General features: G+C 58.8%; 20 protein-coding genes and 1 pseudogene. 9 read left to right on the top strand and 12 right to left on the bottom strand.

Annotated elements, in window-relative coordinates; genetic code table 11:
- The first annotated feature begins 61 nt into the window (after window positions 1–61).
- Entirely contained in the window at window positions 62–205 is a 144-nt protein-coding gene (locus tag EAO80_RS19690) for a hypothetical protein (RefSeq protein WP_162993954.1), read from the top strand.
- Window positions 206–354: 149 nt separating this feature from the next.
- Entirely contained in the window at window positions 355–1020 is a 666-nt protein-coding gene (locus EAO80_RS10000; protein WP_122089760.1) for a DUF4396 domain-containing protein, read from the top strand.
- A 19-nt stretch (window positions 1021–1039) separates the two neighbouring features.
- On the opposite strand, the gene spt4 is transcribed toward EAO80_RS10000, so the two are convergent.
- The 4 genes from spt4 to EAO80_RS09980 form a co-directional block, all read right to left on the bottom strand.
- On the bottom strand, window positions 1040–1237 hold the full coding sequence (spt4, locus tag EAO80_RS09995; protein ID WP_122089759.1) for a transcription elongation factor subunit Spt4: 198 nt from the start codon (window positions 1235–1237) through the stop codon (window positions 1040–1042).
- On the bottom strand, window positions 1237–2259 hold the full coding sequence (locus tag EAO80_RS09990; protein WP_122089758.1) for a transcription initiation factor IIB: 1023 nt from the start codon (window positions 2257–2259) through the stop codon (window positions 1237–1239). Before EAO80_RS09990 ends, spt4 begins: the two co-directional genes overlap by 1 nt.
- A gap of 419 nt (window positions 2260–2678) precedes the next feature.
- Window positions 2679–3611, bottom strand: coding sequence for a transposase (locus EAO80_RS09985; RefSeq protein WP_245998556.1), 933 nt, complete (start codon window positions 3609–3611; stop codon window positions 2679–2681).
- Between the two features lie 629 nt (window positions 3612–4240).
- Complete coding sequence (locus EAO80_RS09980) at window positions 4241–5218, bottom strand: formate/nitrite transporter family protein (RefSeq protein ID WP_049998764.1); 978 nt, start codon at window positions 5216–5218, stop codon at window positions 4241–4243.
- A 508-nt stretch (window positions 5219–5726) separates the two neighbouring features.
- Here EAO80_RS09980 and EAO80_RS09975 point away from each other — a divergent pair.
- From EAO80_RS09975 to EAO80_RS09965, 3 genes are all read left to right on the top strand, one after another.
- Window positions 5727–6032 carry a putative quinol monooxygenase gene (locus tag EAO80_RS09975; protein ID WP_005041122.1) on the top strand — a complete coding sequence of 102 codons (306 nt, stop codon included), beginning with the start codon at window positions 5727–5729 and terminating at the stop codon, window positions 6030–6032.
- Between the two features lie 109 nt (window positions 6033–6141).
- Window positions 6142–6408 (top strand): DUF433 domain-containing protein, encoded by a 267-nt coding sequence (locus EAO80_RS09970; RefSeq protein WP_237561208.1) that lies wholly within the window; start codon window positions 6142–6144, stop codon window positions 6406–6408.
- A 325-nt stretch (window positions 6409–6733) separates the two neighbouring features.
- The gene (locus tag EAO80_RS09965; RefSeq protein ID WP_049998763.1) at window positions 6734–7186 is read left to right on the top strand and encodes a ferritin-like domain-containing protein; all 453 of its coding nucleotides are present in this window, start codon (window positions 6734–6736) and stop codon (window positions 7184–7186) included.
- Window positions 7187–7340: 154 nt separating this feature from the next.
- Here the strand turns inward: EAO80_RS09965 and EAO80_RS09960 are convergent.
- From EAO80_RS09960 to EAO80_RS09930, 7 genes and pseudogenes are all read right to left on the bottom strand, one after another.
- Window positions 7341–8224 (bottom strand): IS1595 family transposase gene (locus tag EAO80_RS09960; protein ID WP_122089757.1). Its coding sequence is split into 2 segments (ribosomal slippage): window positions 7341–7762 and window positions 7762–8224, totalling 885 coding nucleotides; the frame shifts between segments, so codons are not numbered across the junction.
- A gap of 285 nt (window positions 8225–8509) precedes the next feature.
- The gene (locus EAO80_RS09955; protein WP_049998819.1) at window positions 8510–9265 is read right to left on the bottom strand and encodes a TrkA C-terminal domain-containing protein; all 756 of its coding nucleotides are present in this window, start codon (window positions 9263–9265) and stop codon (window positions 8510–8512) included.
- A gap of 117 nt (window positions 9266–9382) precedes the next feature.
- On the bottom strand, window positions 9383–10522 hold the full coding sequence (locus EAO80_RS09950; protein WP_049998762.1) for a zinc-dependent alcohol dehydrogenase: 1140 nt from the start codon (window positions 10520–10522) through the stop codon (window positions 9383–9385).
- Between the two features lie 253 nt (window positions 10523–10775).
- Window positions 10776–11735 (bottom strand): NADPH:quinone reductase, encoded by a 960-nt coding sequence (locus EAO80_RS09945; protein ID WP_049998761.1) that lies wholly within the window; start codon window positions 11733–11735, stop codon window positions 10776–10778.
- A 110-nt stretch (window positions 11736–11845) separates the two neighbouring features.
- Complete coding sequence (locus EAO80_RS09940; protein ID WP_049998760.1) at window positions 11846–12511, bottom strand: hypothetical protein; 666 nt, start codon at window positions 12509–12511, stop codon at window positions 11846–11848.
- A gap of 275 nt (window positions 12512–12786) precedes the next feature.
- Entirely contained in the window at window positions 12787–13365 is a 579-nt protein-coding gene (locus EAO80_RS09935; protein WP_049998759.1) for a type 1 glutamine amidotransferase domain-containing protein, read from the bottom strand.
- 157 nt (window positions 13366–13522) lie between these two features.
- A pseudogene (locus EAO80_RS09930) lies at window positions 13523–13774 on the bottom strand (glutathione-dependent formaldehyde dehydrogenase); the annotation flags it as partial.
- A 111-nt stretch (window positions 13775–13885) separates the two neighbouring features.
- Here EAO80_RS09930 and EAO80_RS09925 point away from each other — a divergent pair.
- Entirely contained in the window at window positions 13886–14470 is a 585-nt protein-coding gene (locus EAO80_RS09925) for a DUF7437 domain-containing protein (RefSeq protein ID WP_005041100.1), read from the top strand.
- 18 nt (window positions 14471–14488) lie between these two features.
- The gene (locus EAO80_RS09920; RefSeq protein WP_049998757.1) at window positions 14489–15022 is read left to right on the top strand and encodes a hypothetical protein; all 534 of its coding nucleotides are present in this window, start codon (window positions 14489–14491) and stop codon (window positions 15020–15022) included.
- Window positions 15023–15607: 585 nt separating this feature from the next.
- On the opposite strand, the gene EAO80_RS09910 is transcribed toward EAO80_RS09920, so the two are convergent.
- Window positions 15608–16078 (bottom strand): hypothetical protein, encoded by a 471-nt coding sequence (locus EAO80_RS09910; protein ID WP_122089756.1) that lies wholly within the window; start codon window positions 16076–16078, stop codon window positions 15608–15610.
- Window positions 16079–16264: 186 nt separating this feature from the next.
- Here EAO80_RS09910 and EAO80_RS09905 point away from each other — a divergent pair, with 186 nt between their 5' ends.
- Both EAO80_RS09905 and EAO80_RS09900 read left to right on the top strand, forming a co-directional pair.
- Window positions 16265–16453: a hypothetical protein gene (locus tag EAO80_RS09905; RefSeq protein ID WP_162993953.1), complete on the top strand. Its 189-nt coding sequence runs from the start codon at window positions 16265–16267 to the stop codon at window positions 16451–16453.
- Window positions 16446–18227 (top strand): transposase, encoded by a 1782-nt coding sequence (locus EAO80_RS09900; RefSeq protein ID WP_122089754.1) that lies wholly within the window; start codon window positions 16446–16448, stop codon window positions 18225–18227. The genes EAO80_RS09905 and EAO80_RS09900 overlap by 8 nt, the downstream gene beginning before the upstream one ends.
- Window positions 18228–18821: the final 594 nt, after the last annotated feature.

Raw genomic sequence — 18821 nt, 5'->3', positions numbered from 1 at the left:
TATCGGGCAGTCCATCTCATAGAAAACGCTGATCGTCCTCGATAGCCCAATCCGCTGGCTCTTGCTTGCGGCCGTCGCGGCGGTGCTCGTCTACACACAGGTCGAGGAGACGGTTGAACTCGGCGAGGAACCAGTTCGAGAACGTGAGAGCGGCCGAGACAGCGATCACCACGCCTGTCGGTCGGTCATGAGCCGCGAAGGCTGAGTCATCAATCATCAAATATTTATGCTATACGACCACTCATAATTCACTCATCCATTGTTGAATCAAGCCTTTTGTCAGGATCGGTTTCGACGACGGGTTCGGGCGAAACCCGTCCGACCATACAAAAGAATCGCCGATGTAGTCAGTCTATGACGCTCGAACAGGCGCTCGAACGCATCCTCACGAACCCAGCGTTTCTCCTCGCATGGGGGGTGTTGGTTCTCGGGTCACTATCCGTACTTGTGTGGGACCTTCGAACGAACAACCCCATGTTGGGAAGCTTGATGAAGTACGTCTGGGGATTTACAGTCCTATACTCCGGGCCGATCGGTATCGGAGTGTACTGGTACTCGGGCCGGTCACAGATCACCCACGACTCGCTGTGGCGGCGAGGCTTTCGCTCGGTGAGTCACTGTTATTCCGGATGTGGTGCCGGCGAGATAACTGGTGTCGTCATTGCCGTAGGCCTGCTGACCCTCGGAAACGTTCCCACCGCACTGTTAACGTTCGCGCTCGCGTACGTGGCCGGTTACGCGATGACCGTCGGTCCGTTGCTCCAAGAGGGTGTCGGATTCCGAGAGGCGATGGCTGACGCCTTTTACTCGGAGACGGGCAGCATCGCCGTGATGGAGGTCGTTGCAATCAGTACTGATCTCTGGTTGGCGGGCGAAGCCACAATGGGGGATACTCTCTTCTGGAGTGCGCTCGTGTTTTCGCTTTCGATGGGGTTGATCGCAGCCTACCCAGTCAACGTCCTCCTCATCAAATGGGGTGTGAAAGAAGGGATGGCAAATCCGGCAAGCATGGCGTCATAAGACACCGATTTTGGTACTGTTATCGAACCTTCAGCGTGTACGTCCCTGGCTGGGTGACGTCCATCGCCCCTGCGACATCGCTTTGGTTCGGGTGGGCAACGATGATACAGCCCGCCCAGTCGTCGGTGAGGCGCGACGAGCCACAGACGGGACAGGCTTGTACGCTCGCCTCGTAGAGGCTGTGACACTCCCGACAGGCAATGCGTCGATCCGTCATTAGGCTGCTGCCTCCGTCTCGGTGTATTCTCGCTGCTCGGCCTGCTGACGCTTCCCTTCGACTTCGAGTAGCTCTTGATATCGATTCCGGATCGTGACGGTGCTGACGCCGACCACCTCGCTGACTTCGTCCTGCGTCAGTCGGTTGTTCGTCAGGATACCAGCAGCGTACAGCGCAGCACCAGCGAGGCCAACGGGACTCTTACCGGAGTGTGCTCCTTCCTCCATCACCGTTCGAATGAGTTCACGAGCACGGCCTTCGGTCTCGTCGCTCACACCGAGATCAGACGCAAACCGCGGCAGGTACTGATCGGGAGCGGGCGGGCCGATTTCGAGGCTGAGCTCTTGATTGATATAACGGTAGGCACGCTTGAACTCCATTTCATCGACGCGCGACACTGCGCTGACCTCCTCGACACTTCGGGGAAGCCCCATCTGGCGAATCGCGGCGTAAAGCGCGGCGGTCGAGACGCCCTCGATAGAGCGCCCCGGCAAGAGGTCCTCCGAAAGTGCGCGGCGGTAGATGACGCTCGCGGTCTCGCGGGCGTCCTTCGGGACGCCGAGCGCGCTTCCCATGCGTTCGATTTCGGCGAGCGCCTGCTTGAGGTTGCGTTCCTTCGAGTTGCGGGTCCGAAAGCGTTCGTCCCACGTGCGGAGGCGACTCATCTGCTGACGCTTGCGCGAACTCAGGGCATTGCCGTAGGCGTCCTTGTCCTGCCAGCCGATCTGGCTCGACAGCCCCTTGTCGTGCATCAGCTTCGTCGTGGGTGCGCCGGTGCGTTTCTTGCGATCGCGTTCGGCCGAGTCGAACGCGCGCCACTCGGGGCCGTGATCGATCTCGTCCTCCTTGACAACGAGACCACACTCAGCGCAGGTGGTCTCGCCGTGTTCGGCGTCGTTGACCAGTCGGCCACCGCACTCGGGACAGACCCGTTCGGTTTCGTCGGTGGTTTCTTCGCGCGTGTCTGCAGTGATTTGTTCGTTCGATTCGTGCGTACGGATGAGGGTTGTGTTGCCTTCCAAGATAACGTATGAGTGAGCGGATACTCAATGGGTCGGTTGCGACGGCGATACAACGAGCTGCTACATCAGTATGTAGGAACCGAAGCTATTTAAACCCTCGTCTGAAGCACGACGAAATCGGCTTATAGATACGTTATACTCGCCGATTTCGGCCGTTTCGCTGAAGCGTCTCGCGCTCCAGACCTCAATCGAAAGGAACTCACGGACCCGACCCTCCCAAGCCTGGTGTTGATTGACGCCGAAACCGGATTCTTTCAAACAATTATCTGAGATATTGTCGGCGTGGCTGAGACGTAATTACCTACTTAGTTAGCATAAATTACTTAGATGTACTTATATCCAATCAGATTAGCCTGTGATATTCAATGTATGCGAGCGCTGCCGCTCCGAATGGAGCGGCCAGCGCGGCCGAATCGTGTTCAGCCAGCTTCGAGATCGCGGCTCCAGAGATAGCGCTGCTTCGTCTCCGTGAACAGGTCCGTTACCTCGTCCAAATCAAGGGCGGGAAAGAGCTCGCGCGCCAGCGCGAGCGATGTCTCTCTGGAAACCAACCCGTGTTTGACCGTCCGCACGGTCATCTGCGTCTTCAGGAAGGAGCGAGCGCCCTCGATCGAACGAAACCGACGCGGATGAAGCGTCGGTTTCGTGTGCCCGAAGTAGCGTTCACAGTTGTTGGTTGTGCTCGGGACCCACTCATCCCGGAGATGCACCAGGAACTTGTCGAAGTTCTCCATCACCTCCTCGACGTATGTCCGTATCGCTGACGGCAGATGCTCGACCTTGTCGAGCACTGCCTCGAACCGCCGCAGAGCCGCTGTATACGAGGGAGCAGCGAATACACTCTTGAATTCGCTCCAGACGATTGCAGCGTGAAGTTTCTCCGCGTCCGAATGGCGGATGCTCCGGAACACGGCGTTCCGGAGCTTCTTCTCACCATTTCGCAGGAAATGAAAGTGACACCGATGGTGGAACGCGCCGATGTCGTCTTCGACGATCTCGGCGTACTCGTCACGGCCGTCGGTGGTGATTACGTAGGCGGGCTTGTCGTCAAGGAGTTCCGTGAGAAAGTCACGAACGGCGTCCTTGGTAAGCCGGTCGGCGACGCATTCGCCGACCGGCGCATCCATCAGATCGTCGTAGAGAACGAATCGATAGGCACGCTCACCGTCAATGCGGAGATACTGCTCATCGTAGGTGTACACACCCGAATACTGCGGGAGATCGTTCTCGACGATCTCCCTCGTATTTTCCGTGATCCAGTTACACAGCTGCTGATCGGACGGACGGACACCAAAGTGAACGGTACAGATGTCCTGGAGGTTTTCGAGAGACGCGTCGGTGAACGCATTCACGACGCGTCCTAATCGCTTGACCTCGGACGGATACTTGTGGCCGTCTTCGACGTACAAGAGGCTCGGTGAGAAAGTTCCACTGCAGATCGGACACAGATAGCGCTGCACCCGCACGGGCGGAGTGATCAGCGAAACATTTGAACCCCTCCTAGGACACCGACGAACCTCATAAGAATCGTTAGACTGCGCTGGAATGAAGCGGTGGTGATCCTCCTCTTCACTCAAGTGTTCAAAACTTCCGCAGACCACTCCGCGCGGCATCCGGGAAAGCCCGTATAGGTGCATCTCTGCTTCACGCACTGGCGTCCCGAGTCACCGGAGCGAGCAACTCGACAGCGACGATCGCGGTGTAACCGCGGCGACGAGGGAGCTGCGGGCCGCCGAGCGGGCGGCCCACAGTGGCCGGTCGAGGCCGTCGTGAAGCGACTGCTATCGCCCGACAGCGATCGCCCCACAGAGTCGTGCCGCCCCGCCGGTCGGCCGGGACCGCGGGACTGCACCGGGGGGCGTAATTATTTTGTCGTCAGCGGTGGATTGGTCAGCCAGCAGCGTTTCCATAGGTGAATACAGCGCGCATATTCAGCGCCACCCCACTTAATGGGGATTTGCAGGTTGTACACACTACAACGTCACCTGGTTGTGTCGGATTCCTCCTCGGGTCCACCACCGTTTTCCGGTAACTGGATGCCCGGCCTCGGCGTTTCGAACGGGCGACCGCCTTTCAAACTAAATAGCATCTCCCGGGTCGACAGAACCCGAATCTCCGGATACCGGCGTTTCTCGGCTTGCGCGTAGCTCGCGAGCGCGACCAATACGACGCCACCAGTCGTGTTGCCAAGCAAGATCGGAAGCCAGAACTCATAAATCAGGGTGAGTACCCCCGGACTCGGCGTCTTGAGGAACACGACGAAGAGTGCTTCAGCGCCCGAACTCACGACGTGGTACAGGTTAAGAACGGGAATCGTGAAGAAGACGAGATAAGTGATTACGACACGCGAGATTGTGTCTCGCGTAGCCGTATGGAGCCACACCACGCCAGCAACAAGCCACCCCGCGAACAGGGCCTTGAAGAACAGGTCCCACCAGCCCAGTTCGAGGCCGTGCTGGAGGAATTCGGCTCCGACCTCCATCTCTGCCGGCGTAAGTACGTGCGTGTTTGCGAGGATGAACGCGCCGAACGCGGCACCGATGACATTCGCCAGCAGGACGACGCTCCACATGCGTAACAGCAAGGGGAGACTGGCCAACCGGGTTAGCACTAGCTTGACCGGTGGGAGAGTGGTCTCGGTGTACAGTTCGTACCGTCCGAGAATAATATACATGAACCCGATCGGATACAGCACCGCGGCGAGGAATCTATTGTTCGGGAACGTCGCGGTCCCGACCGTGTAGCCGATGAACGTCAAGACGATCGCGAAGCCGGCTGTGAAGCCGCTGAATAACAGTTCCGAGAGCGTGTTGTCGATCTCCTCGTCGGCGAACGCGAGCAGCCGTTGATGGATTTCATCCCACGAGAAGCGATCACCGAGTGCCCAGCCCGCTGTCGGGACGCCGGACGCAGCCCGGTCCCGGACGACTGGTGGCGAGTCCTCGGGTTCGTCGCTCATGAACGCACTCCAGACAGCAACTGCCGCGGTTCGACTGTATTCGGAGTCGGGTCCGCTCGTCGGACGTGAATAGTCCGGGATTCCGGACCGAGATGAAATGGTGGTACCATAATGTCTCTCCCCGAATATGGGTGACAATACGTGGCAGTATGAAGTTTATGTGCGGCGGGCGAGGACGGCTTCCGGCGCTCGGACGTATAGCGTTCCGTTATCACGTGCATGCGGGTTAGGGCTAACTGAGTGGTGACTAATTCCTCTGAAATATCATCATCCCGACTATATCCTTTGGATGACACCAGTGACAGCCGTCGCTAGCTGCCGACGGCTGTCGCCAAAACCGTGGTTTCTTCGCTCGTTGGACCTGAAACGACGTATCTCTCCATTCTGCTTCCATTTGCTCACAGCAGGCTGAGCTTGCGCCGTCTACACACCTCGGTTCAGTACCCCTCACAGAGGTCCCGCTCCCCGTGGCTTTATCAACTCAGAACGCCACAGGTAAATCGACACCATGACCGATGCGAACGTGGCGCTGCTCATTCGAATGGAGGCACAGTCCGGAAAAGAGTCGGATGTCGAGGAGTTCCTTCGCTCGGCGCTCCCGCTGGCCGAGGACGAACCCGACACCACCACGTGGTTCGCGCTCCGGATGGGCGAATCGACGTTCGGTATCTTCGATACTTTCCCGGACGAATCCGGCCGGGAAGCCCACCTCTCGGGCGAGATCGCCGGTGCGCTGGAGGAAAACGCGGACGAACTCCTCGCGGAACCGCCCCAGATAGAGGAAGTCGAGGTTCTGGAAGCGAAGCTTCCCTGATTCGAGGGACCGGAACTCGAACCTCCCGCTGTCGAGTTCCCCGGTCGATTCGGACGATCCTTTCCCCGCGCGAAGTTTTAATCCCGGCGGGACCGTAACGACCGACGGGATGGCACAGCAGACCGCCCGCATCGTGAAAGGCGAGGACGTGATGGGCGGCGAACCGCGCATCGAGGGCCGTCGCATCAGCGTCCGACAGGTCGCAGGCTGGGTCGAGAAGGGCGACCTGTCGGCGAAGACCGTCGCCGACCGCTATGACCTCGACATCGCGGACGTGTATCGCGCGCTGACGTACTACCACGAGAACCCCGCGAGATGGCCAAGGTGCGTCGCCGCCGCCGAGAGCAGATACGTGCCGCACGGGAGCGCGGGATGAAAACGCTGGCCGAACTCGAACGAGAAGCGCACAAGGAGTGAATGGTGTATCCTGTCCCGTTTCGACTATTTAAAGCCGGCGTGCGCCCGTCACACCCGGACTGATGGCAAGCACGGTCGAATCCCAGACGAGGCGGTCACCGAAGCCAACGGTCCCTGACGAGTCTCACTGATCACGGACCACTGTGAGTGAATTCTACTCGCTGCTCGAATTACTGCGATTTTCCACTTCTCAAAGACGATTGGCTCACCCGCAGATCAACACTCGACTTAGATGGGGCACGGACCCCATATCTATAAGATTCTGCATTGAGTAGCGACAGCGTATGACAAACGAACAGGTGATAGGGCTGCTCCGAAGCGCCTACAACGACGAGATCGAGACAGTGATGAATTACCTGACGAACGCGACCATCCTCGACGGGGTCAGCGCAGAAGAGGTCAAAGAGAGCCTCCGAGCCGACGCGAAGCAGGAAGAACTCATTCACGCTGAGCGAATCGGGAACCGACTGAAGGAACTCGATGCCCAGCCCCCGGCTTCATTCGAATTTGAGCCGGAACAAGAGGCACTCCAACCACCGGAAGACACGGCTGACGTGCTCTCGGTCATCGACGGGGTGATCGAGTACGAAGAAGACGCAATCGATACGTATCGGTCGCTCATGGAAGCTGCCAGAGAGGCGGACGACCCGGTCACCGAAGACCTCGCCATTGATATCCTCAGCGACGAGGAATCCCATCGGAGCGAGTTTCGCAGTTTCCGGAAAGGCTACGATTAAGTGACGATTACATGACCATCCTGTCTCGTGGGTGACAACAATATCGTTCAGGGGATAAAATGCTTCGTGAATCGTTATGATGACTACTGTTGGAGGATAGTTAGGAACGACTCCAGATTGAGTAAGAGCATCAGTAGTTGAGATAGACTGTCGCTCATCCCGATACATCGTAACACAGCAGTTTCTCGAACCAGTCGTTCGGTGAGTTGAGTTTCAGTCCGAGGAAGCCGAGGTATTTCTGGAGATGGTGCTTCGAGACCCCTCTAAACTTCGCCAGCCACTGGCGAAGGAAGCTATGGCGGTTCTCGCAAGTGTTCGTGTGAGCATCACCAATGACGTAGGTGTCGGAGTGAGTGACGGCCAGATGGCCGTCCACTCCCTCCTTGTCCTCGATGTCGTCGTAGATCGTGTAGCCGTCGGTGCAAAGGATCACGCTTCCGTCGCCGTACTCGGCGATATCTTCATCGGCGTTTTGCAGATCCTTACAGACGAGAAACCGAACTCGTCCGTCGGAACGACGGACGAGTGTCAAGACTGGCGGTTTGTCTGCTGCGAAGGTCCCGCGTCCTTTTTTGAGAGTCCGCGCGAGCGCGGACTCCCGTCCTCGTCTTCGAGCCCTTTCTCACCAGCTGTGACGTAGACCTCGTCGGCTTCGCATACGCCGTAGAGGTCGAACTCGTCGATCTCACCGCTCACGTCCTGGACTTTGTGGACGAAGTTGAGGACAGCTTCGTAGTCTCGATCGAGGTCCCGAGCGATCTGAGCAGTCGGCTCAGATCGCATCTCCTTGACGGTGTAGAACATCTCTTCGAGGCCGAAGCGATGCTGGCCGAAGATCGTGTTCGTGAGGTCGTTGAAGTAGGTCTCGCACGCCTTACACCAGTATTGCTGGGCGTCTTTGCCGGTCGTACCCCGCTTGACGACAGCATCTTTCTCGCAGTGGACACACGTCACCGTCTCGCCGAATCGGGCGAGACGGAGACGCTCGAAGCATCGCTCACGCGGTGGAAGGAAGACCTGAGCTGACTCCTCGTCCATCGTTGACCGCCATGTGATCGCCAGCAGAATTGATGTTACGGTCTACCGGGATGAGCGTAGACTGTTTTCGTGATCGTGAAAAATCGAGTCCCGAGTCCCCCTGTTCGCGGTAGGTCTCGCTTGAGGAGGCGTCTTCACAGTCCGGTAGTAGGTCACGCCCGCACCTGTTCATCGTTCGGGGATTACTCCTCTTAGTCATACAGTTCCCCCCAACCTGTGGCGGACGGACGGAAGCGGTAGGGACGAGTCTCGTTTGCGTTGGACAAGACGATTCTGGAACCTCGGTCATGCAGATTGATCACGCGCTTCGAGGCGGTCTTGGTGGTCTTCGACCGCGTCCTCGCGCGCTTGAGTGTCGGTCTCGTGACGGCCCGAGAGTTCCTGTAATCGGTCTTCCTGTCCGAACAATACGAGTGTGTCGTCAGGCTGTTTTTCCACATCGGGCCCCGGCACGCCGATATACGTGCCGTCGGCGCGCTCGACGGCCAGCGGGAGCACGCCTTCGGCGGGGAGGTCCAACTCGGCTATCGACCCCGCGGTGAGCCAGTCCTCCGCATCGACGTCGATCTCGGCGACGCGATAACCGTTCCGTAGCCCGAGCACCTGCGTATAATCACGCAGACGCAGGTCTGTCGTGCGGGCGAGCGTCCGCTCGATGAGGGGTGTGGTGACTCGTTCGACCCATCGACTGCGCGCGAACAGGTAGACCACGACAGCGCCACCGACGATGAGTGCAATCGTCCCGATGTTGTTGTTCCCGCTACCGGTAAACGAGAGCGTGAGCGAGGCGATACCGCTGATGATGCCGACGCTTCCGAGGCGGATGAGCCGTTGAGCGATCTTCCGGCGTCCGAGTGATTCCGTGATGACTTCCGCCTCGTCGGTCGTGAATCCCGCGCCCGAGTACGCCGACGCGGCTTGAAACGAGGCGACGTCCGACGACATCCCGGTCATCCTGAACGCGATCGACCCGATCCGGACGATCAGCGCCGAGAGCGCGAACACGATGAGGAGCGATAGGATGGGGTAGAGTGCGACCATCGTGTGACAGTGGTGGTCTATCGATATGACGGTATCCGTCTCGTCCATCGCCACATTCGGCGTCGATGGGCGCGTTCGCTCCCGTGGCATCGACCACCGGGTGTGTACCGGACGCCCTTATGGTGTCAACACCACCTTGATGCAGTCGTCCTCCTTGTCACGGAAGGTCTCGTAGAGGTCGGGACCGTTCTCCAGTGGCTCCTCGTGAGTGATGACGAACGACGGGTCGATATCGCCGGCCTCGATGCGCTCCAACAGCGGGTCGAGGTAGCGTTGGACGTGGGTTTGGCCCGTTTTCACCGTTATAGCTTTGTTCATTAGCGGGCCGATCGGGAAGTCGTCCATCATGTCGATATAGACGCCCGGCATCGAGAGCGTACCACCCTTGCGACAGGACTTGACCGCCTGCTGGAGCACGTATGGTCGGTCCATCCCACTATAATCCCCGTCGAGACCGTGGGCCTCCGACCCGACCGCGTCGATGCACCCGTCCGGCCCCCGATTTCCGGTCATGTCCATCAGACGGTCGTAGACGTCTTCGTCCTCGTAGTCGATGGTTTCGGCCTCGCCGTGTTCGCGTGCCATCTCCAGCCGTTCGGGCACGCGGTCGATGGCCACTACCCTGTCAGCGCCGAGCATGTGAGCACTCTGGATGGCGAACTGTCCGACTGGTCCACAGCCCCAGACCGCAACGGTATCACCCTCGTCGATATCGGCGTTTTCGGCACCCATGTACCCCGTCGGGAAAATATCCGAAAGGAAGAGTACCTGCTCGTCGGGCAGGTCCGAATCGATTTTGACCGGACCGACATCCGCATACGGCACGCGCAACTGCTCGGCCTGTCCGCCTGCAAAACCGCCCAGCATATGCGAGTACCCGAACAACCCGGCCGGTGAGTGGCCCATATTCTCGCGGGCCATCTCCGCGTTTGGATTCGACTCGTCACAGAGTGAGTAGAGGTCGTTCTCGCAGAACCAACACGAGCCACAGCTAATCGTAAAGGGGACGACCACGCGGTCGCCTTCTTCTATGGTTTCGACATCGCTGCCGACTTCGATTACTTCACCCATCGGCTCGTGACCCAGCACGTCGCCCTCTTGCATCGACGGCATATACCCATCATACAGGTGGAGGTCCGAGCCACAGATGGCGGTCGCTGTAACATCGATTATCGCGTCGGTCGGGTTCTCGATCTCGGGTTCGGGAACGTCATCGACGCGAACGTCCTCTTCGCCGTGCCACGCCAGTGCTCTCATTGGCTTCCCCCGTTTCTCTCGTTCCTCGGAGTCTCCACTCCCTGCCGTCTTCGTTTCGTGCGTATGTCCTCCATTGTATGGCCCTCGTTATCGAAGAACACACAGGTGTCACCTAAAGAGAGGGCCTGAACTTGCAAGGGGGTGCTTCGTTCGTACACACCATCGAACTTCAGATCGTGTTCTCAGTTCGGAAACGGAAAGCAGTCCGGTCGAACAACGGGAGACATCGTTCACCAACCACGAAATCCCTGAATTACGGACGGACGACGAGTTTGCCGACGTAGCCGCCCTCGGTGACGGCGCGGTGGGCCTCGCCGGCCCCCTCGAAATCGTAGGTCTCGGCGATTTCAGGGTTCAGGTCGCCGCGTTCCACGAGGCGCGCGATGCGACGGAGAACGGGCTGGCGATCAGGCGTGTTGGCGATGGCCATCCCTTTGATGGTGGGTTCCTTTGCTTGCAGCGGCGCGTCCTCAACCGCCGGAATGCCGCCCGTGATGGTGATGATGCGTCCATTCTGGGCAGCAACAGTCAAATCGAGACCGAGGTAGTCATCGAGGCGATGGTCGAGAATCACGTCAACGCCCTCGCCATCGGTCGCCTCGTGGATTTCATCTGCGAGCGTCTCGCTGTCGTAGTCGAACGCCGCGACTGCGCCGAGGTCGCGGACCTGTTCGCGCAGTTCCGCAGAGCCAGCGGTTGCGAGCACGTCAGCACCCATCGCCGCACTCAACTGGACAGCGGCGTGCCCGACGCCGCCGTTCCCGCCGTGGACGAGACAGTATTCGGTGGGTTTGAGACCCGCGTGTTCCACGAACGCCATCCACGCGGTCACGCCCACGTTCGGGATTGCACCACCAACCTCGAACGAGACGCTTTCGGGGAGATGTGCCACCTTCATTGCTGGAATCGTGGCGTATTCGGCGAAGGTCCCACCCTCACCGTGTCCCATCCCGCCGGCGAAAACCCGGTCGCCAGCCGCGAATTCCTCGACTCCATCGCCTACCTCCGCGACGACCCCTGCCGCGTCGCCGCCGGGAATCGCCGGGAGCGACACGTCGCCGTAGCTTCCCGACCGAAACCTCGCATCGACCGCGTTGACGCTCGCGGCCCGAACCTCCACGAGAACCTCATTTTCCTCGGGGGTCGGTCGGTCGATTTCGTCCACTTGCAGTACATCCGGCCCGCCGTGCTCGTGATACCGAACGGCTCGCATACGTGGCGGGTTCGGTGGCAGCGGATAAAAACGGTCGAGGTACCCGGTCCACGATCCTCTCCGTCAGCGATTCTGCTGGGATTTTCGTTTCAGAGAAACACGACTTGTTATCAGATGCGCTCTTCGTCTTCCTCGTCGCCGACGAATCGCCATTCGTCGTCCTGTTGTTCTACGTCCGGCAGCGCAACCAAGCCCGGACGGACGACTTGTTGCCACCAGCCGTCGTCCGGGGTTTCGTAGCCAGCGGGGTTGTCGGGAAACACCTCCGTCGTGATGTCCTCCTTCTGGGCGGTGGCACCCTCCCGAAGGTAGCGATACGCCGCCCGGAGCGCCGCGCGCCGGTCCTCCTGTTTGTCGGGCGTCCCCGGCAAGTCGATTGCTGCGATCAGGTCCGTGGTCGGTTCCTCCGCATCCCCGACCGATTCGTCCTCTCCCATCCCCACACCTCCAGACTGAGTATCCGTCCGGCGCGACGACGTTTCGAGGTCGGTGTCGCTTGCGGCCTGCGCCTCGACACTCGTTTCGGTTGCTTCGTCAGAGGGCGAGAGGTCGTCTTCGACGCCGGGCGCGATGGACCACACCGTCCCGCCCGGAACGCCCTCGCTGTCGAGGAGGCTGCGCTCGTAGAGGTCGTCGAGGCGGTCGTTCAGGTCGTCGCGCTCCATCGGCAGGTCCTCGGCCACCTCACGGGCGTGTAGGTCGGATTCGTCGCGCCGAACGAACACCGTCAGGATCGCCTCGTCGCTCACCTCCGGTTCGCGGTCGGGTGCTCCCATACTCGCCGTGGGACCGGGATAGTATTGAACCTCCGGTCTGCGTCGGCGGGTCGATAGCTTCGTACTCGCATCGATGCGTGACAGCGCACAGAAACCCGATCATCACCAAATGCGGACGGTGTACTCACCGGGACTGTCTTTAACCTTTAGAATCAGCCAGCAAGCTGCAACCTGCGATTACTGCTACACTGAGCAGCAGTGTTAACTTAGGCAAGCGTTCCAGACCCGGCCGAACGTGCCGAAGAATTCGTCGGTCGGCGCTCGTTTTCACCGATTCAAACGTCTTCGGTCTCGCGGTCCTCGTGTGGGCCTTCTTCGATTTCCTCGACCACTTTGTCACAGAAGGCATCGAGGTCGTTGGGGTTGCGGCTGGTCACCAGCCCCTCGTCCACGACGACTTCCTCATCGACCCACTCGCCGCCCGCGTTGCGGATGTCGGTTTCGAGGCTGTGAAAGGAGGTCAGCGTCCGGCCATCCACCACGTCGGCCTCGACCAACGTCCACGGACCGTGACAGATGACACACAACGGTTTCTCGGTCTCGAAAAAGTCGTGGACGAACCCCACCGCGTCGTCGTCGGCCCGGAGCTGGTCCGCGCCCACACAACCGCCCGGAACCACGAGACCGTCGTAGTCCTCGACGGAGACCTCGGAAAACGTCCTCTCGACCTCGTATAAGCCACCGGGATTGATGTCGCCGTTGACGGTTTCGACGTCGCCGGTCTCGGCTCCGACCACATCGACGCTCGCCCCGGCGTCCTCGACGGCTTCTTTTGGGTCGGTGAATTCGACCTCTTCTGTGCCCATCGGTGCGAGAAAGACCGCGACGCTCTTGCCTTCGAGTGAATCTGTCATTGTTTGTCCTCATCCCTACCGACGCATACGTTCTCAATAAAACGAACGCCTGATTTTGCAACGCCGGAATTCGTTCTTTGAGGAGCGCCGAATCGGCGGTTCGCTACGCCGCTTGACTGACCGGGTTTTCATGTATCGAATCGTCGTTTTCCCTTCATCAAGGTGTCAGCACAACCTTGATGCAGTCGTCGTCCTTGTCGCGGAAGGTCTCGTACATCTCGGGTCCCTTCTGCAGTGGCTCCTCGTGGGTGACGGCGAATGACGGGTCGATATCGCCGGCCTCGATACGCTCCAACAGCGGGTCGAGGTAGCGCTGAACGTGTGTTTGACCCGTATTCACCGTCAGGGCTTTGTTCATCAGCGGACCTGCCGGGAAGTCGTCCATGGAATCGACATAGACGCCGGGAATCGGCGGCACTTCGGTGACTACTAAGGATTCGACACCGCCCTGAGGTCCTTCTGGTGTGCTCCGAAGCTCTCACCCCAAGGGTTATTACTCAATACACGAATCATGTATTGTATGTCGACAGCCAAAGGCGATCCCGAACGCGCCGTCGACGGGTTCATCGCGGTCGCAGATCTTCTCGACGAGCCGCGCCTCGCCCGTCTCTATACACACGTTCTTCGGAGCGACGACGTGACTATCGATGAGATCGTCGCGGACCTCGGCATTCCGCGAACGACGGCCTACTCCGACGCCGCGTCGCTCGTTGAACTGGGCGTGCTCACCCGCGATGAGACACAGAAAACCCATACCTACACCGCGCTGTCTGTCGTGCTCACGACGATTCTTGACGAGGATGAGTACACTATCACCCCGACACTCATCGACGCGATCGGCCGGGCCCCCCGAGACCCGGATCTCAGCCTCCTCGTCGAAAAGCATGGCATCGGCAAGCTCGCCGCCGCACTCACCTATGCGATTCCATATACAGAGGGCACAATGTCCGAACGCGTTGCTGCTCGCGAACTCGGTCTCCAGCCTGCGTTCGGGATCGCTGTCCTGCACGCTCTCCGAGAGGTCGTCCTCGACATGCAAGAGCACGATCCATACTTCGATCGGATCCGGAACGCGCGAGACAACCCACCCCGCGAGGACGGGTAAACGAGAACTCATCCTCGGATGACGGAACTCGACACGGCCAACGCCGGGAGTTCGGCGTGGATCGCCGATACCGGCCTGTTCATCGCGTGTGGACGCCAGCAGAACGATAAGTATACCGCACTGGCCCGCTTCGCACAACGGCACGACAGGACGTTCGTTATCCCCCACCGCGTCTACGATGAGCTGGGTGGGGCTCCCGAGCGAAGTACACCCGACGAAACACCGATCAACACTGCCATCGATGCTGGCTGGGTCCGGGTCGCTGATCCCCTCGACTACGCGAATCCCACAGTCGCGACGGTCATGGACGGCGTTCGCGGCTACATCGCGCGGGCCTCGAACCGTAACGAGGATACCATCGAAAAAGCCGATACAGCGCTCGCCGGTGTTGCCGTCCAGCTTCTCGACGCCGATGAGGCGGCGTATATCTACCTCGTCACGACCGACACCCATGCCGGAGAGGGAAGCGTTGCTGCTGTCGAAGACGCCGGATTCGACGGCCAGATCGAGGTCGTTGACGGCTTTGAACTCATCGAGGAGATCACGTCGTAGAAGCCGATTCTGGAGCAGCAGCGACCCGTAGCGACAGGGCTACTAAGCGTACTCCGAGAACGACGCGCCGAGGTGATTCACCGCTCTGTGATGACGGACTCAGAAACGGACGCTACGGCATATCTGGATCGCCGGTGACGATCCAGTTGACGATTCGATCAACAGTCCTGAACCCGCGTTTGTTCCACGCACCGCTTTCGTCCGGTGCCGGTTTCTCTGGATTCCGCGGGACGGAGGAGTTGCGTCTTGAACGATCAGTACTCTCGGTCGAACTCAAATCGATATTCACAACGCGGGCGACGAACCGCTCGGGGATAGTGAACCCATCTGGAGCCCCTGTACCACTCGCTCCCCGAGGGGGTTTCTCAGGGTCACGGTCGATTTTCCGGCTGGCTCTGGACATACCAGCCAAGAGGTGCTCCGTGGACTTAACTTGCTGTTATCCAGAGCACCTCTCACAAACAGTCGGTGTTGGGCTAATCGGCGTGAGCTTGGACGGAGTCGAGGATTTTTCGCTATTTCCCTTGTCGTCTAATCTATTGTTTCTGCCTCCGTCAGATATTGGTGGTTTTTTGCATCTTCTTATCATGATTCGGTGTCCGAAAATTGCTGAAGGAATTTCTGGACGTGCTGGGCATCGTGTTCTTCCATCGTAATGTTCGATATCCAGTTCGCATCAGCCGGTGATGACTCCAGCACGACTCTGCGTTCCCGATTCTGAATCGTCCGGACGATTTCCCGGCGTGATTGATACAACTCGACGAGTTCGTGCTCATTAGCGCGTACGTAGAGCGAATCACCCAACGGAGTGAGCGCGTAGACCTTGGCGGTAACGTCGCCCCATTCTTCGAGTCGCTGGTCCCAGAGACCGTGTTCCCGACCGGCCTTGAGCCGTTTTTGAATCGTGCTGGAACTCATCAGCAGTTCCCTGCGGAGGTCAGTGTGGCGCAGGAAGTCCTCTTCACCGATCCGGACGATGATTTCGAGAGTTCCCTTCCGTTGTAGGAGGTCAGCAACCTCGGCGCTGATCTCATGAGCGGACTCGTTCTCGGCCATTGTTTGAATCGAACATCTGTTTGCGAAGGTTTATATGTGACGAAGGAATACGCACAGTTGTTCGAGTTAAACAATACGTCGATGCAACGACAGCGGCGCAGATGAGCGTCTCAGTCCGTCGTGCTCGACGATTCGCCCTCGTACCGACCACCACGCGAGTATCGCCGAAAACACCCGCTCGCCACCATGACCGATACGCCACTCACTCCCGAGCTCTCGTCCAACACACGCCCGTCTCATCCGATCAAATTTTCACAGCAGTCGAGCGGACGAGCCATCGTCCCCTTTGAACACACTCGCCTGACCGTCCGTGCCAGCGCGACGAGTTACAGTACCGCCGCCGAGCGGTGTGGGAGCCTCACGACGGATGAGTGAATCCTCTGAAACCCCTCCTAACCTCGCCGCTCGGGCCGTCGAGATGCTCATCGAGCGTGTCGAGGAACAATTCGACGACGGTGTGGACAACCTCAGTCGGGCGATCACGAACGCGACGGTCCCGCTGACGATCGGCGAGGACCCGTATGACGAGAACCGGGGCAAATACGGGTTCGAGCAGATGATCAAGGTGTACCTCTACCGCCGCGTGCGCGGCTTCTCGCAAGAAACAGTCACCGCTCGAATACAGCGACAGCCCTATCTCCGGATTCGGTTCGAGTTCACCGACGGCGTCCCACGCCAGCAGACGCTTTCGGAAACCGAAAGCGAGCGATTCACGCCCGAAACCAAGCGAGTGCTCGATATCGCTGCCGAGGCGATCGCACGCGAAGCCGACGACCGCAACGCCATCGTCGAAGAACTCGCACCCAGCCTCCTGGAGTCCGACGATGATGCCGACAAAGGGCCGTCGAAACGAGAGCGCAAGCGTCAGGCCACCCATCAGACCGTGCGGTTCGCGCGCCAGACCGTCCTTCCACACTTCGAGACGAGTCGAGCCGACAACAAGGAATATCTCGACGAAGAGATATTCGACGTGCTGGCGCGGATGTGCGCGACTACCGGCTCTGCCAACTCCGAAGGGGAGATCGGGTGGCTCACCGACGACGACTACACGCCCGACGGAAAGACCATCCTGAGAGCCATCAAAAAGTTCGGTACGCCCAAGGAAGAAGCGCTACAGGCGGGACTCGACGACTACCTGACCGACGCCGAAGAGCTGCCCGACATCGCTGCAATCCGCGATGCAGCTGTCACCGCATTCGATCTCTCGACGCGAAACACGATTTCGGCAATCAACGGCGACACGCCGTTCGCCGACCGGGAGACGATCGCCGCTATCGACATGACCTACGAGCGGATCTACGTTCCGCCATGGGAAGATCGTGAGGAAAGGATTCCGAACGAGGCGTTCCCGAAGATGGCGAGCGGATACCTGAAAGGCGACAACAAGCAGGCCGATGACGACGACGGGAGTGGTCCGAAGGAGGCTCGATACGGGTTCAAATACGCGACGATCACCCTCGTCGGCGACAACGTCCCGATCATCCTTGGCGTCGAACCCGTCAAGGAATGTTCCGGCTGGGAGTCCGAAGACGCGGTGACATACGAACTCGCCCACCTCGTTGATCGACTGCTGACGAAGGCTCAGGAGTTCGTCGATATCGATACCGTGCTGTTCGACCGCGAGTTCTACGGTCACGCCGTGTTCAACACGGTCGATGAGCACGACGTCACGTATATCACGCCGAAAAAGGAGTACAAGCAAGACATCCCATACCTCGACAATCTCGAATCGGATCCGGAAGCGAACGTCGCCGTCGAACACGGCGTGGAGTCGAGCGACGGCGAACGAAGTCACGAGCTGAACATCATCTACGTCCCGTCGCGGAACGAGGACGGGGAATACGCGATGTTCGCCACGAATCAGCGAGTCGAAACGGACGAGGTGGACAGCGTGGTGAACAAGTATCGGCGTCGGTGGGACATCGAGATCGAATACAAGGCGATCAAGGATTTCATGCCGCGAACGTCGTCGATGGACTACTGCGTCCGGTTCGTGAACTTCGTGTTCGCGACGTTGATCTACAATCTCTGGCGGCTCACCGATTACCTGCTCAAGCGGAAACTCGATATTCCGATTCGGGACGATCCCGAGATCGGTAGCCGGACGTTCGCCAGATTCATCGGGACCTTCCTGCGAACGGTCGGCTGACGACCGGATTTCGCGGCTGGGTTCGAGTTTTCGGCAGTGGCGTCGCTACGCTGTATCGTTATTTTCTCTGATTTTCAGTCCGTAAACAGGTCGGAGGCTGATTCACTCCGCTCGATATGACCGTAGAGTAATTTACGCACTATCAAGACTAGTAATCTGTATGTTTTCGCCGTTTTCGGTTGTAGTTCAGCCAGCTGCGAAATCTATGATCTTAGATAGCTCCGTCAACTCGAATATATATTAATACAATGACAATACCGCTTACGCACTAGGCCCAATTATAATAAGCCCAATTACTCCTACAGAGACCAGTACAAGAAAAAGCATGATGACTGCGATAATATCACTGATTAGCGATTTTAGCCACATTATCTTGTTTTGTTACTCAAAAATATATAAACATATCGCATTATTCCCGTATATGTATCATGAAAATACTTGAAGAAAATCCCCGAGTGAATCGAGAAGGGCGAGAGCAACGGTCGAGCGCGCACGCTTCGCCGGCATCCCCCAATCGACTGTCGGGCGGATCCTCAATCGAGCGGAACTGTATCGGGACTCTGATCCTGCCAATACGAACGCGTCCCCCGAATC

The organism is Halalkalicoccus subterraneus (assembly GCF_003697815.1).
Classification (GTDB): Archaea; Halobacteriota; Halobacteria; order Halobacteriales; family Halalkalicoccaceae; genus Halalkalicoccus; species Halalkalicoccus subterraneus.
The sequence above is the reverse complement of the archived record's forward strand: the minus strand, read 5'-3'. Positions and strand labels throughout refer to the sequence as shown.

What these genes read in the sequence shown, in the direction of transcription:
- EAO80_RS09940 (WP_049998760.1), bottom strand. Translation starts at nt 12,511, where the DNA reads ATGGGAGCACCCGACCGCGAACCGGAGGTGAGCGACGAGGCGATCCTG.
- spt4 (WP_122089759.1), bottom strand. Translation starts at nt 1,237, where the DNA reads ATGACGGATCGACGCATTGCCTGTCGGGAGTGTCACAGCCTCTACGAG.
- EAO80_RS09900 (WP_122089754.1), top strand. Translation starts at nt 16,446, where the DNA reads ATGAGTGAATCCTCTGAAACCCCTCCTAACCTCGCCGCTCGGGCCGTC.
- EAO80_RS09965 (WP_049998763.1), top strand. Translation starts at nt 6,734, where the DNA reads ATGACAAACGAACAGGTGATAGGGCTGCTCCGAAGCGCCTACAACGAC.
- EAO80_RS09905 (WP_162993953.1), top strand. Translation starts at nt 16,265, where the DNA reads ATGACCGATACGCCACTCACTCCCGAGCTCTCGTCCAACACACGCCCG.
- EAO80_RS10000 (WP_122089760.1), top strand. Translation starts at nt 355, where the DNA reads ATGACGCTCGAACAGGCGCTCGAACGCATCCTCACGAACCCAGCGTTT.
- EAO80_RS09925 (WP_005041100.1), top strand. Translation starts at nt 13,886, where the DNA reads ATGTCGACAGCCAAAGGCGATCCCGAACGCGCCGTCGACGGGTTCATC.
- EAO80_RS09955 (WP_049998819.1), bottom strand. Translation starts at nt 9,265, where the DNA reads ATGGTCGCACTCTACCCCATCCTATCGCTCCTCATCGTGTTCGCGCTC.
- EAO80_RS09945 (WP_049998761.1), bottom strand. Translation starts at nt 11,735, where the DNA reads ATGCGAGCCGTTCGGTATCACGAGCACGGCGGGCCGGATGTACTGCAA.
- EAO80_RS09970 (WP_237561208.1), top strand. Translation starts at nt 6,142, where the DNA reads ATGGCACAGCAGACCGCCCGCATCGTGAAAGGCGAGGACGTGATGGGC.
- EAO80_RS09980 (WP_049998764.1), bottom strand. Translation starts at nt 5,218, where the DNA reads ATGAGCGACGAACCCGAGGACTCGCCACCAGTCGTCCGGGACCGGGCT.
- EAO80_RS09920 (WP_049998757.1), top strand. Translation starts at nt 14,489, where the DNA reads ATGACGGAACTCGACACGGCCAACGCCGGGAGTTCGGCGTGGATCGCC.
- EAO80_RS09975 (WP_005041122.1), top strand. Translation starts at nt 5,727, where the DNA reads ATGACCGATGCGAACGTGGCGCTGCTCATTCGAATGGAGGCACAGTCC.
- EAO80_RS09950 (WP_049998762.1), bottom strand. Translation starts at nt 10,522, where the DNA reads ATGAGAGCACTGGCGTGGCACGGCGAAGAGGACGTTCGCGTCGATGAC.
- EAO80_RS09935 (WP_049998759.1), bottom strand. Translation starts at nt 13,365, where the DNA reads ATGACAGATTCACTCGAAGGCAAGAGCGTCGCGGTCTTTCTCGCACCG.
- EAO80_RS09910 (WP_122089756.1), bottom strand. Translation starts at nt 16,078, where the DNA reads ATGGCCGAGAACGAGTCCGCTCATGAGATCAGCGCCGAGGTTGCTGAC.